The sequence below is a fragment of the Zobellia russellii genome, from assembly GCF_044597075.1.
Taxonomy (GTDB): domain Bacteria; phylum Bacteroidota; class Bacteroidia; order Flavobacteriales; family Flavobacteriaceae; genus Zobellia; species Zobellia russellii.
The window spans coordinates 590138-604677 of record NZ_CP139000.1; the positions used below are offsets into that span (position 1 = coordinate 590138).

At 39.0% G+C, this 14540-nt stretch carries 7 protein-coding genes; all 7 read left to right on the plus strand.

What is annotated here, in order from left to right; translation table 11 throughout:
• Nucleotides 1–73 precede the first annotated feature (73 nt).
• The 7 genes from SJY45_RS02425 (at nucleotide 74) to SJY45_RS02455 (ending at nucleotide 14535) form a co-directional block, all read left to right on the plus strand.
• Nucleotides 74–859, plus strand: coding sequence for a DUF1080 domain-containing protein (locus tag SJY45_RS02425; RefSeq protein WP_215439319.1), 786 nt, complete (start codon nucleotides 74–76; stop codon nucleotides 857–859).
• A 378-nt stretch (nucleotides 860–1237) separates the two neighbouring features.
• Entirely contained in the window at nucleotides 1238–4282 is a 3045-nt protein-coding gene (locus SJY45_RS02430) for a SusC/RagA family TonB-linked outer membrane protein (RefSeq protein WP_400073143.1), read from the plus strand.
• A gap of 17 nt (nucleotides 4283–4299) precedes the next feature.
• Nucleotides 4300–5835, plus strand: a complete 1536-nt coding sequence (locus tag SJY45_RS02435) for a RagB/SusD family nutrient uptake outer membrane protein (RefSeq protein WP_400073144.1) — start codon at nucleotides 4300–4302, stop codon at nucleotides 5833–5835.
• Nucleotides 5810–5950, plus strand: coding sequence for a hypothetical protein (locus SJY45_RS02440; RefSeq protein ID WP_400073145.1), 141 nt, complete (start codon nucleotides 5810–5812; stop codon nucleotides 5948–5950). Before SJY45_RS02435 ends, SJY45_RS02440 begins: the two co-directional genes overlap by 26 nt.
• Nucleotides 5951–6056: 106 nt before the next feature.
• The gene (locus SJY45_RS02445; RefSeq protein WP_400073146.1) at nucleotides 6057–8111 is read left to right on the plus strand and encodes a glycosyl hydrolase 115 family protein; all 2055 of its coding nucleotides are present in this window, start codon (nucleotides 6057–6059) and stop codon (nucleotides 8109–8111) included.
• A gap of 13 nt (nucleotides 8112–8124) precedes the next feature.
• Complete coding sequence (locus tag SJY45_RS02450) at nucleotides 8125–10434, plus strand: GH92 family glycosyl hydrolase (RefSeq protein WP_400073147.1); 2310 nt, start codon at nucleotides 8125–8127, stop codon at nucleotides 10432–10434.
• A gap of 63 nt (nucleotides 10435–10497) precedes the next feature.
• On the plus strand, nucleotides 10498–14535 hold the full coding sequence (locus tag SJY45_RS02455) for a two-component regulator propeller domain-containing protein (RefSeq protein ID WP_400073148.1): 4038 nt from the start codon (nucleotides 10498–10500) through the stop codon (nucleotides 14533–14535).
• Nucleotides 14536–14540: the final 5 nt, after the last annotated feature.

Consider the following 14540-nt stretch of genomic DNA (forward strand, 5'->3'; position numbering starts at 1 on the left):
CCTTTTAAGAAGTTATAACTATATTTAGTTTTTTTAAAATAATACTGAACCAAAACAAAATGTAATTACCATTATGAACTCAAAAAAATATTTTTTCTTTTTGGCCGCTGCGGCCCTTTCGTTTCAAGTAACGGCACAGAAACATTCTAGTACTCCTCCGGAAGTATCACCAATGCCCATGAAGCCGGAAATGACCGAAATCTGGGAACCAGAAGTCCCTGTGGTAACTCCCGCAAAAACTTTGGGCGATGCCCCTTCCGATGCCATTATTCTGTTTGATGGAAGTAGTCTTGATCAATGGGTTAGCCAAACAGACAATACTAAGCCCGCACCATGGAAAATTGTAGATAACGATCATTTTGAGGTAGTACCTGGATCGGGCGGTATCAGCACAAAAATGAAATTTGGTGATTGCCAGTTGCATATTGAGTTTAGTGCACCGGATAAGGTAGAAGGAGAAAGCCAAGGACGTGGCAATAGCGGTCTATTTTTACAAAATAGATATGAGCTACAGATTTTGGATTCGTACAATAATAGAACCTACCGTAACGGACAAGCAGGAAGTATTTACAAAGACCATGCGCCTTTGGTTAATGCAATGCGTAGCCCATTAGAATGGAATACTTACGATGTGATCTACAGAGCGCCAAGGTTTAAAAAAGATGGTACATTGGATTCAAAAGCTGAAATTACGGTGCTTCATAACGGTGTTTTGATTCAGAACCATACCGTAATAAATGGAAATACCTATTATATAGGCCTTCATAATTACCCTTCTGCTCATGGAGATGATGTTATTTCATTGCAGGACCATGGTAACAAAACCCAGTTCAGAAACATTTGGTTAAGAAAATTATAGAACACAAATTTTCGTCTGAACAGACGGTAATTTAGAGTCTTTTTTAAACTGAAAAACCTCTTGGATTCACATGAATTCAAGAGGTTTTTTTTGAGGATTTGGGTTGGTTGGTGATAGAGTTTTGTATGGTTGTAGCATTCATGTAATAAAGGAAGCAAAATCCTTTTTCTATAAATATGAGCTCTAAAATTGAATGATTAGCAATGATTTGATGGAAATTTTATAAAACTGAAGGTTTTTTATAAGTATTTGAGATATATGTTAACCCCTTGTAACATGGGGTGTTGCGGGATTCATCCATGTTTTTGAATAATATGTCCATAAGGTTGGGAGGTAAGAAGCTTAGGTTTGGACTAATGTTCAACTAACTTAATTAAAATGAAAAAACTCAAACTTTTAATGGCATTCCTCTTTATAGGGGTGACAACTGTTTCATGGGCACAGACACAAATTTCGGGTGTCATTGTTGATGAGGCAAATGTACCTTTGCCAGGTGCCAGTGTTTTAGTAAAAGGCACCAGTAACGGTGTTGTATCTGATTTTGATGGAAATTTCACGATTTCGGTAGCTGATGGTAATGGAATTTTAGTGGTTTCATATATTGGTTATGAAACCAAAGAAGTTGCTCTAGGAAGCGCATCAACATATACCATAGAATTGGTAGAAGCCTCAACGGGCCTTGATGAAGTAGTGGTCATTGGTTATGGTTCCGTAAAAAAGAGCGATTTAACCGGGGCGGTGGCTTCATTGGATACGGAAACTTTAACGGAACAAAAGAAAACGGATATAGGCCAGGCCATACAAGGTAGGGTTGCCGGTGTAGATGTGCGTACGTTGAGTTCTAAACCGGGGGCGCCACTTTCCATAAAAATTAGAGGTAACACGGTAATTACCAACACCAATGCAAGTCGTGATGGTGTAAGTGATAATCTCAACGATGACCTTTCTAAACCGTTGTACGTAGTAGACGGTATTTTCTTTGAAGATATTAACGTGTTGAATCCTGCGGATATTGAACAAATGGATATTCTTAAAGATGCTTCGGCCACGGCAATATATGGGTCTAGAGGTGCAAATGGGGTTGTAATCATTACAACTAAAAATGGTATTGAAGGTAAAACCGTTTTTACATATGATTCTTCTTTTGGCCTTCGTACCGCTACTAATATTCCCGATTTATTTGACGGTCCAGAGTATGTACAATATGTTGACGATGTTTTAAGGGCAAGAGCTTGGAAAGGAAATGGTTCCGTAGCGGATTACAATAATGTGGTTATAGACCGCTCTACAGAATTCCAAAGTTCCAATGAGGAAGCGGATAATGTTGCCAACGGTAGGTATACGGATTGGATGAAGCTTTACCGTAAAGCAGGTATTCAAACAAGTCACACTTTGGGAATGTCCGGAGGCGCTAACGGTCTGGTCTACAATGCATCTTTAGGATATTTAAGTGATGAAGGTGTAATGGGGATTGAGGGATACGAACGGTACAATATAAGTGCTTCAGTTTCAAAGAAAGTTTCGGACAAAGTTACGGTGGGTGTTAAGGCCTATTTAGCATTTGCCGAGCGTGAGGAAGGTAGTAGGGAACTGTTTAGAAGTACGCTTCGTTTGGCGCCAACCGTAAACCCTTTCGATTCGGACGGAGAACCTATTTTGTTTCCAGATGATCAAGATCTTCGTTTCGTGCACCCAACTTATGATGCAGAAGGGGCTTGGAGGTTGAACACAAAGACTTTAGACGTAATCGCAAACGTATTTTTAAACTATAAGCCTACAAAATGGTTGAACTTCAAAACACAGTTTGCGCCTAATATAACTTCGCAACGTTTTGGCGAGTACCGAGGCCTTTTGACCAAATCATCGCGTAACGATCCTAGTAGAATACAATCTCACTACCAGTCGGATTTTAATACTGCTTATACGTGGGATAATATATTGGATTTTGATTTTGATTTGGCTCCAGATCATAATTTAAAGACCACTTTAATTTCTTCCATTTATTACAACAATAAAGAAGGTAGCGATATACAGGTCAGAAATTTTGATACGGATGCCTATCTTTTCTATAATACCGAAGGAGGTACGGATATACGCAATTTTGGTAGTTTCTATCAAAAAGAAACCTTAGCTTCCTTTGCAGGTCGTTTAAATTACTCTATTAAAGATCGGTATTTGTTTACGTTTACCGGAAGATATGATGGTTCTTCAAAATTATCTGCTGGTAACAAGTGGAATTTCTTCCCATCAGCTGCATTCGCTTGGAGAGCTAGCGAAGAAGCTTTTCTTCAAAATGCAGATTGGCTTAACAACCTAAAGTTACGTGTTAGTTATGGTGAGGCCGGTAATGACAGTACTGTAGATGCATACAGTTCGTTGGCGTTTCTTTCCGCCTCAAACTATCTTTTTGGAGAGAATGCCAGTGTAGGAAAGACCGTTGCTGGCTTACCTAATGAAAATTTAACTTGGGAAGTGTCAAAGGAATACAACTTAGGTTTAGACCTTTCTATTATCAACAATAGAATAGGTTTAGGTTTTGAATATTACAACAAGAAAACAGAGGGAAGTATTCTGGCCAGAACCTTATCCAACATATCCGGTTATAACAGTGCTCTTGGTAATTTTGGTTCTGTTCGTAATAGCGGTATAGAGGTAACTTTAAATACGGTTAATTTTAGAACGGATAATTTTTCATGGAGAACCAACTTCAACTTTACAAAAAACAAAAATGAAATTGTGGAGATTGATGGTGATTTGGATGAAATTCCCTTTGGTGATCATGGAGTTTTAAAAATTGGTGCACCTGTTGATGCTATCTGGAATACTGAAGTTGCTGGCATTTGGCAAGTAGACGAAGCTGCAGAAGCGGCTAGTTTTGGTGACCTTCCCGGTCAGTACAAATTTGTTGATCAGAACAATGACGGAACAATTGATCAGGATGATAAGGTGTTGCTAGGTCAAAACTCTCCGGATTGGATTGGGGGTATGACCAATACTTTTAACTACAAAAACTTAGAATTAAATGTACAGGTGTACACCAGACAAGGTTCTTACGGACATTCTGAGTTCTATCAGAATTTCTCAACATCGGGAGACGGTGCCGTTTTTAATAGTTTGGACTTAAACTATTGGACACCTAACAACCCAGATGGTACTTACCCCATTCCAGATTATGGGGATACAGGTTGGACGTACGAAGACCTTTCTTTTGTGAGGGTGGGTAATATAGGTTTAGGCTATCAATTTCCGCAAACTTTGGCGGACAAGTTAAGAATGTCAAGATTAAAAATGTCCTTGGATGTACAAAACCCGTTCACATTTACGGATTACAAAGGGCCTGATCCAGAGACTGCGCTTCAGAACTCTTACAACATGACCTATGCGGTAAAAACAGTTTTATTAGGTCTTAAACTTGCCTTTTAACATTATAAAAAATTAAGATGAAACTAGATATAAAAATAAAGCATATAGGCGTCGTACTACTTGGTATGATTACTTTTAGCGCATGCGATAGTTATATTGAAGAAGATATTTTTTCTGATATAACAAGTGAAAATTTTATTGATGAAGGTACGGCCGATCAGTTGGTTGTAGGTGTATATTCCACCCTGAGGGAAGTATATAAAGACTATAATCTGCAATTTTTGGGAACGGATTTATTTACGGTCAAAGCCGAATTGAATGCTGTTTCTGCAGTCAATGATTATTTTGGTTTTGATTCCGGTGTTGGGGGCTCCTTATGGACAAAAAATTACAATGTGGTGGCCAAGGCCAATACTGCCATTAACCGATACGAAAACCAGATAAGTTGGTCTGAATCAAAATTGGGCGATAAAGCATATGGTATTGCTCAGGCAAAGGCGTTACGCGCTCTGGCATTCTTTAATATGGTACAACAATATGGCGGGTTGGTTCTAGATTTAGAAGAACCTACTAGCATTCGATCGGATTATACGAGAAGCTCGGAAGAAGAAACTTATAATTTGATTATTAGTGATTTAGAAGACGCTATCCCAGTTTTACTAGATGAGCCTGAAACGGGTAGATTCTCGAAAAGAGCCGCTCAACATTTATTGTCAGAGGTATATTTAACAAGAGCATATACTTCATTCGGAAGTACGGATGATTTTAATACTGCGGCAGCTCTTGCCGAAGAAGCAATCGGGTCATACGATATTAGAAGTCAATCTTACGCCGAAGTTTTTGCATATGACAATCAGGAAAACGATGAGATTTTGTTCGCTATTCAATGGGGTACCAATGGGCTTGCTACTGATCAAGTGAATACCAAGCATTCCATTTTTATGAATCAGGTAGCTAATTATCCAGGAGTGAATAGAACTACAACTCCCTATGGTTTTAGTGATTTTAATGCAATGCCTACTCCGTTTTTCTATTCCCTACTTGCGGACAACGATAGCAGGGACGAAGCAACACTACACAGGGCCATACTTGCAGATGGGGATGAGCCGGAAGGGCCTGACCCAATTGTAGCCGGAGATACGATCGTATACTACCCTAAAGTAGCCTTGGATGCCGTAGAATTGGCAGAACGCTTGGACAGATACTGGGTTTACCAACCCGATCAGTATTTATTTGGACAACCGGAAAATGTACCTGGTGTAAATTATTTGTACTCTTTGAACCCGGAACGTACCAACTTTCCTATTTTCAAAAAGTTTGATGATGAAATTTTTAGTGAAGCCACGGATGGCGCCCGCGACACCTTTGTATTTAGGGTAGCAGGAACGCACTTACTGGCTGCCGAGGCTTACTTGGGTGCTGGAAATCCTTCAGCGGCTTTAACCCATTTAAATATCGTTAGAGAACGTGCCACCGGAGTAGCTAATGAATACACATCAGTGACCATAGATGATATTCTAGATGAGAGGGCTGTGGAACTAGCGGGTGAAGCCAACAGAATGGGCTGTGCTAAAACGTACGGGAAAATTGGAAGAACGTATAAACGCCCATAATCCACATGTACAGGATCACGGTGCTTTTGACCCTAACGTTCATCTTTTGAGACCTATTCCTTCTAGTGAGTTGGAACTATCGGATGGTTCTTTGACCCAGAACCCCGGATACTAGAATAATTGAGTTTAGTTAATTTGAGTTGATTGAATATGGGCGGGAGTGGTATTCCTGTCCATATTTTTTAAAAGGACGCTAGTCCGTACATGTATATTTAAGATTCATGATGAAGATGTTACCATTTAGCCAAAGATTTTGTGCGCTATTCTCGCTGTTAGGACTGTTTCTTTTGTCTTCCTTTAGCATAGAACCATCACCAATTTGCTATGTTGTTATCGGAAAGCAAGTAAGTAAAACTGAGATAAATGTAGCCGAAGATTTACAAAAGGATTTGGAAAAGGTGTTATCGGGAGAGGTGGCAGTGGTAAATGATATCAATATAGTTCCTGAAAAAGCGCCGGCAATTCTTATAGGAACGCCACAGTCAAATTCTTTGATAGCCACTTTTAATCAATCCAAAAAAATAAATATTACTACTGAAAATCCCGGTCCCAGAGGTGGCATTTGGTCAAAAGTAACTAGTAAGAAGAGGAAAGAGATAATTGTATTGGCCGGTTCCGATGTGCAAGGGCTCCAATATGCCATTTATGACTATGCCCAAGAAATTTTGGAGATTGATCCATTGCAATATTGGACAGGAAAAGAAATTCCAAAGAAGAAAGCAATTGACCTTTTTACCTTTTCGGAAAGGAAAATAGTACCGCCTAAGGTGCCGATTCTTTGTTATTTTGAGAATGATGTAGATGAGCTGGCCAATTATAGGGGTAAGCTGTTGGAGTATGATTGGGAGAGTTATACGGAGATGATAAATTCACTGGTAAGACTCAGGTACAATGCTATTCAATTATTTGATATGTTGGGCAGACCGGAGTTTTTTATTCGTCCTGAATACAAAGACCTAACGGACTATAAAGTAGATGTGGACTATGTTGAAAAGATGATAGACTACGCGCAAAAAAAAGGAATGAAGGTGGCGATAGATTTTGCGCTGGGCTATCAAATACATCCTATGTCCGCAGATAAAGCTACCTGTTGGAAAGACTATAAAGAAGATTGGTTAACGGCTTGGCGCTATTATTTAGAGGAAACCCCACTTAGAAAAACGGATATTTTTATTCTTAGACCACGACATCAGGTATGGGATTGGGAGTATGAAAGTAGTTGTGGAGAAAGTAAAATTGAAGTATTCAATCAGGTTTACAAGGCTTTTGGGGATTTGGTAGATGAGTATAAGCCCAATGCAGATAAAGTGTTGGTGTGTTACTCAGACGGTATGGAAATGTGGAACAATGGCTTTAGACCGCCAAAGGATTGGATTGTTGCCTGGTCCGACCATGGTTTTGGGGATTTTGAGCATCTCCCAAAAACCACGGACAGCTATAACTTTGGGACCTATATGCATGCAGGTTTTTGGCTGAACCATACGGTGCACAATCCCTATCCAGAGAAGGTAGAATCTGTAATGAAGGATATGTTCAGTACCTATGATGCAGATAAGTTCTGCTTGGTAAACGGACAGAATTTTAGACCCTTTCTACTAAATATAGAAGCCTATTCCGAGGTCTGTAATGACCCTGATAATTTTAAAGCCACTTCATTTTATAGCAAATGGACCAAACGCTATTTTAATGACAACAGTGCTACTTTGGCCGTATCTTCCATGAAGTTGTTGTATGAGGCACAACCCAATCGGATTGGTTATGTGCAGCACCTTTGGGAAATTAGGGAGGCCATTTCTTATCTATCGGACAGCCCTATACAAAGACCGGGGAAATCACCTGTCTCTCATGATTACAACAGAGTTGAAAATGATTTGGAACATGTACAAATCATTCAAGAGCGTATAAATCTAGCGGTAAAAGAAGCTGAAAAGGGCCTTGAGCTTGCTACGGAAAATGAGACTTTTTTCCATGACTATATTTATTTGCCTGCGGTATTATATCAAGATTTAATTCAATTTGAAAGAACGTTGCATCAAATGTCCGTTTTAAAGAAGGAGTATGAAGATGTTCCTAATAAAGACTTACTTACGGATATCAAAGCTTTATTGCCTCAAGCGAAATTGCAGTTAAAAGAAATCTATGAAAATAGAAACAGTGGCGATAAATCAGCAAAATGGGATAATTGGTACAACCCTAAAATTAGAAGACCTAACAATGGTTTTCCAACTTTTAAAATGTTGGAACAAATTGAATCAAATCTCAATTCAAAAAGTTAAAGAAACGTATTATATGAGTTTATTTTCAAAAATTTCTTTCTACGGAATCTGTCTCCTGCTAATAATGGCATTCACATCTTGCGAGACTAAAGTAGAGTCCAAACCAAAGGTAACCGCTTTAGAGCCTGTAGATTTGGTCTACCCTCAATTAGACACTGAAAATTCAAGATGGTTTTTCTTTTCATCTGCCAGTAGACCTTTTGGCATGGTTAATCTAAGTCCGGATACAGAGGTAGACGGTGCTTGGGGAAGTGGTTACCGATATAAGGTGGATACCGTTCAAGGATTTAGCCATATTCACGCTTGGCAACTTTCCGGTCTGTCCGTCATGCCCGTTACCGTTGATGATTCAAATGCAAAATCCATATACACAGATTTTAAATCGAAATTCAGCCATGACAAAGAAAAAGTAGCTCCAGGCTATCACGCCTTGGAACTGGAAAAATATAATATAGATGTAGAGCTTACGAGTACCAAAAGGGTAGGGCTACACAAGTATTCCTTTCCTAAAAACGGAAAGAGGGCAGCCGTACTTTTTAATCTAAACGGAATGTTGGGCCCAAATAAAAATACAGATGGAGTACTGGAACAAGTAAATGAAACTTCGTTACAGGGCGAATTGCTTATTGCGGAAACCAGTAGGAGGCCTAAGCCCACAAAACTTTTTTTTACTATCGACTTAAATACGGAGATTGCTTCCCTAGAAAAAGATGATCAAACCGGAAACTATTTAGTTTTTTTGAAAGAAGGGGCAGATGAAGTTCTTATGAAAGCGGGTATATCCTATACCTCAATTAAGAATGCCAGAGGTAATACCGATACGGAATTACAGCACTGGGATTTTGACCAAGTAGTTAAAGACTCTCAATCAGAATGGAACACGTTACTGAGCCGAATAAAGGTTGAGGGCGGTACTGAAATTGCTCAAAAAAGATTTTACACGGATTTGTGGCATGCATTGCAAGGCCGCAGAATAATTAGTGATGCTAATGGTGCCTACCCGGATAATACAGGAGAATCTTTTAGGGTAGGTCAAGTACCGCTCAACGAGAATGGAAAACCTAAATTTAATCATTACAATTCGGATTCGTTTTGGGGCGCTCAATGGACTTTGAACACCCTGTGGGGCTTGGTGTATCCTGATGTTATGGAAGAGTTTGTCTATTCTATGTTGCAATATTATAAAGATGGCGGAATGGTGCCAAGAGGACCATCTGGCGGAAATTATACCTATGTTATGACAGGAGCATCATCAACGCCATTTATAGTTACGGCAATCCAAAAAGGAATCATCACGGAAGATTTAGATGGTATTTATGAAGCCTTAAAGAAAAATCATATGTCCGGTGGTATTATGGCAAAAGCGGGCTATGAGCACAATACCATACTTGGAGGTGGACTGGAGTACTATTTGAAAAATGGATATGTGCCGCACCCCATACCTGAAGGTAAATTTGGGGGGCACCAAGACGGGGCAAGTATGACCATGGAATATGCCTACCAAGATTGGACCTTGGCACAGTTGGCGAAAAAACTGGGAAGAAAAGAAGATGTGGACTATTTTTTAAAACGTTCGCAGAATTATAAAAATGTATTTGACACTTCCATAGGTTGGATGAGACCTAAGGATGTAGATGGCAAATGGCAGGAAGATTATAGTCCCTATGAGCATGAAAACGGGTTTATAGAGTCCAATGGCGCACAATCTACTTGGTTCGTACCACATGACCCGGAAGGGTTGGCCCAATTAATGGGAGGAAACTCGACAGCCGTAGAAAAATTAGACCAACAGTTTAAAACGGCCCAAGAATTGGGGTTTACGGCAGGGAATTCCCATGCACAGGAATTGCATCCGGAGTATAGAAACATTCCTATAAATTACGGAAACCAGCCTTCTATCCAGACCGCATTTATATTTAATAAATTGGGTAGGCCAGATTTAACGCAATATTGGTCGCGACAAGTAACAAGTACTGTCTTTGGAGGACTTTCCCCATCCACGGGATATAACGGAGATGAAGATCAAGGTCTCATGGGTAGTTTAGCGGTATTGATGAAAATAGGGCTGTTCCAAATGAATGGCGGAACAGAGGAGAACCCTAAATATGAATTTGGAAGCCCCAGTTTTGAGAAGGTTAGCATAACGCTTCAAAATGGTAAAAAACTGATTCTAAATTCTCTAGGTGCTAGTAGTGGCAATGTTTATGTGAAAAACATTCAATTGAACGGAGAACCCTATGATCAATATCATATTACGCATGATTTGCTTAGTAAAGGGGGTACACTAGATTTTGAAATGGCTGCGGATGCTATTCTAGAATAAACGCGGTTAATCTTGGTGTTGTTTTTTAAAAGCTTAAATTGTGTAGTAGCAACGCAAAAACCAATGAACTATCTGTTAACGTGTGTATTCTGGTTGGTCTTCTCACTATGGGGACTATACGCTCAATCGTTAAAATTTGAGCATTATGATGATGCCAGTGGAATTTCGCACAATTCAGTAAGACACATTGTTCAAGATAATGAGGGATTTCTTTGGTTCGGTACCTTTTCTGGTCTTAATCGGTTTGATGGGTACGAGTTTAAGTCGTACACCAGTGCTACTCCGGCATTAAATACAATTCCCAATGATGATATAACAGCATTGGAATTTGATAAAGAAGGAAACCAACTCTGGATCGGAACACGTGATGGGCTTACCCTTTTGGATTTAAACACCTACAAGTTCAAAGTTTTTCTGCCGGATCCTAATAGAACGGGCTCAATACAGGATAAGGAAATTAGGTCCGTACATATTGACCGCTTAAAAAGGGTATGGGTTGGTACTAGGGATAAAGGTTTGTTTTTATATGACCCTAAAAAAGAAAGTTTCAGTAAAGTTGATTTAGATGGGTTTACCTATGTAAAAGAAATTTTTGAAGATTCCACAGGGCGTTTGTGGATAGGTAGCTATGGTAATGTGGGCATAGCTAGAATTTCGTTGGATAACTTAGGCTCAATCGTACAAATAAAGCACTATTCGTTATCTGACCAAAACACAATTGAACCCAGTCCTTATTTAAATTTTATTTACGAAGACCATAAGTCGGATATTTTTGCAGGAAGTAGAAATGGCCTGTACAAATTGAATACAGCTGATGACCGTTTTCAAAATCTATTTATTGAAGACTCCGAGGTACGGGATAAACTAGGACCCTATTTTATATCCGTAGCAAAGTCATCAAGCGGAAAGTATTGGCTAGGTACTCTAGGAGGAATACTAAGGGTAGACCAACTTGAAGATGTTCGGGAGCAAGGCTATGATTGGTATTTTTCGGAATTGTCGGATGATGATTCTTTGGTTGATAATTTGGTATCTGCACTCTATTTTGATGCCTCAGGTGTACTTTGGGTAGGTACAGAAGAGGGACTGGACAAATATGATCCTTATGAGAACCAGTTCAAATACAATACCTCTATAAGCAGGTTTATAGATAATCAAATTCCTCGTATACGGGATTTTTCTAAAACGTATGATAATAAGATAGTTGTGGCTACCAGGCACAATGGTTTGTTTATATCTAACGGAGAAAGTTATATCCCGCTTTATCGTACACAAGAAGATATTTCCAGTATGTTTTCCCCGGACGGGAAAACATTCTATTGCGGGCTTTGGAACGGAAAAGTACTGATTTTCGATTATCAGAAAAAAACGGAAAAGGTAATTGACGTTGGTTTTGAGCATGCCCCTATTTTGGCTTTTGAACCTATGGGTAATGATGAAATGGTTATTGCTTCGCATGGTGAGGGAGCTGTAATTTTGGATTTAAACACCAACAATGTAAAGTCCTCGTATGGTAATTTGTTGCCCGGAGTAGATATTAATTCTATTAAGGTAAGTGAGAACGGCAGAATTTGGTTCGCTACTCAAACAGGGGTCTTTTGCTATAATCGTTCTTCTATGAAAGTCAGGGCGTATGAAGCGCAATCTGATGACAAGATTGGTTTGCCCCATAATAATGTAAGCGATATTGCTATAGATGAAACCGGAAAAATCTGGGCAGCTACCCGTAAAGGTTTGTGTTATTATGATCCGGCATTGGATGATTTTTCGGCGGTAGACGATATTGATGGGGTAAAAAATAGGTGGATTACAAATCTTGTATCTAGGAAAGATGGTTTTCTATGGTTGAATATGAACAATAATAATTTGGGTAAGTATGATATAACTTCCCAAGAATTAAAACTCTTTCATACGGAAAGTGGCAACCGGCTGGATGTTTTTAGCACTAGAGGGTTTTATTTTGCAGATGAGACGCATATGTACCTTGGAGGGAAAGAAGGTGTTATTAGCTTTTCCCCAAAAGAACTTTCGGTAAATGGGTACGCACCAGAACCTATAATTACAAATATACGGGTGCAGAACAAGGCTGTTGAAATTGGTTCAGTAATAAACGGACAGGAAATACTTAAAACCGACTTAAACCTAAACCGCAGTTTGGTTCTGGAAAATGCCAACAAAAACTTTTCGCTCACCTTTTCTAGTCCATCCTATGTAAATGGCAGACAGAACAGGTACAGTTATATTTTAGAAGGTTTTGATGAAAACTGGAATACCGTAGATATGAGGCAGCGTACGGTTCAGTATACCAATTTGTTTTCGGGGGATTATGTCTTCAAGGTAAAGGCTATGAACAGTCACGGGGTGTGGAGTGCTACTTCTGAATATCAGATTAAAATACTTCCTCCTTTTTGGTTTACCTATAAAGCACTGTTTATACTACTGTTGATACTGGCACTGGCTTTTTATTTTATCCGTAAACAGATCAGGGAACGTATTGTTTTAAAGCAACAATGGTTGATGGAAAAAGTAAAACGAGAACGCGATGAAAAACTGAATAATGAAAAATTGCGCTTCTTTACCAACATATCCCATGAACTTAGAACTCCGCTCACTTTAATTTTAGGGCCCGCAAAACAGTTAATGGAGGACGGTAAGGATTCCGGGAATTATTTTCAGCAGAGTCGTTATAACCTTATTCATCAGAACGCCAACCGATTGTTGAATCTGGTAAACCAAGTGTTGGATTTTAGAAGGGCCCAATCAGGGGAATTGCGCCTAAAGGTTACCAAGACGGATATTCTTCTGTATACCCAAAATACCTTTCGATCATTTGAAGAATTGGCGGACGATAAAAAGATAAACTTCAACCTAATATCGGAAAAAGAGGCGATGGAAGGGTATGTTGATCGGGACAAGTATGATAAAATGTTATATAATCTCCTGTCCAACGCATTAAAATTCACCCACAATTATGGCCATGTAGATCTTTTTATAGAAGTAAAAGAAGAGGAGGGGAAGGCTTTTTTAATGGTTGAAGTGAGTGATGACGGAATAGGAATTCCAAAAGAAAGTCAGCAAAAAATATTTTCGCGTTTTTATCAAGCACCCAATAGTTCCGGTCTTAATACGGGTTCAGGTATTGGCCTATCTTTGGTTAAGGCTTTGGCAGAATTGCATAAAGGCTCTATAACTGTGGAGAGCGAACTGAACAAAGGAAGTGTATTTACGTTAAAACTTCCTGTAAGCCGCAACGCATATGGAGATGATGAAGTTTTTGAATATGAGAAAAACCAGGTTACCGAAGATTCACCACAACTGATAACAGCCAAGAAAATTATACAGAGTACACATTTAAAAGAGCGTATTCTGATTATTGAGGACAATGCGGAACTACGGAATTATTTGGTGGATTTCCTATCGGACTATTATAAGGTCTTTGAAGCGGAAAATGGCGAAAAGGGATTGGAAGTTTGCCTAAACGTAAAACCTGCTATTTGCATAGCGGATATCATGATGCCGGTTAAGGACGGTTTGGAATTTTGTAAAGTATTGAAGAACGATGCGGATATTAGTCATATTCCGGTTATTTTATTAACTGCCTTATCGGACAATGACGATAAAATAAACGGCTACAGCTCTGGCGCAGATGGCTATTTGGTAAAACCGTTTGATCCGGCTTTATTAAAAACACGAATTGAGAATATCATCAATTCAAGAAAAGAACTAAAAAGTAGATTTTCCGAGGAAATCGAAAGTCAGGTAAACACTTTAACACACTCGCCCATAGATCAATCTTTTATGGAAAATCTAACGGAACTGATTCACGAAAATATGGGCAATAGCCAGTTAAATACTTCTTTTCTGTGTAAATCATTGGGTATGAGCTCTTCAAAACTATACCGAAAAGTAAAAGAACTAACAGATTTGGCACCTAATGAATTTGTGCGAACAATTAGGTTGAAAAAATCGGCACAATTATTACGTACCAAAAAATACAACGTATCCGAAGTAACCACATTAATAGGGTTCAGCGATCCCTTATATTTTAGTCGCTGTTTTAAAAAACAATTTGGGTATCCGCCCAGTCAGTTAATAAAATAGATTAG

Bases quoted from the DNA above. Each gene is read 5' to 3' on its own strand.
- SJY45_RS02435 (WP_400073144.1), top strand. From the start codon at position 4,300: ATGAAACTAGATATAAAAATAAAGCATATAGGCGTCGTACTACTTGGT.
- SJY45_RS02445 (WP_400073146.1), top strand. From the start codon at position 6,057: ATGATGAAGATGTTACCATTTAGCCAAAGATTTTGTGCGCTATTCTCG.
- SJY45_RS02450 (WP_400073147.1), top strand. From the start codon at position 8,125: ATGAGTTTATTTTCAAAAATTTCTTTCTACGGAATCTGTCTCCTGCTA.
- SJY45_RS02430 (WP_400073143.1), top strand. From the start codon at position 1,238: ATGAAAAAACTCAAACTTTTAATGGCATTCCTCTTTATAGGGGTGACA.
- SJY45_RS02455 (WP_400073148.1), top strand. From the start codon at position 10,498: ATGAACTATCTGTTAACGTGTGTATTCTGGTTGGTCTTCTCACTATGG.
- SJY45_RS02425 (WP_215439319.1), top strand. From the start codon at position 74: ATGAACTCAAAAAAATATTTTTTCTTTTTGGCCGCTGCGGCCCTTTCG.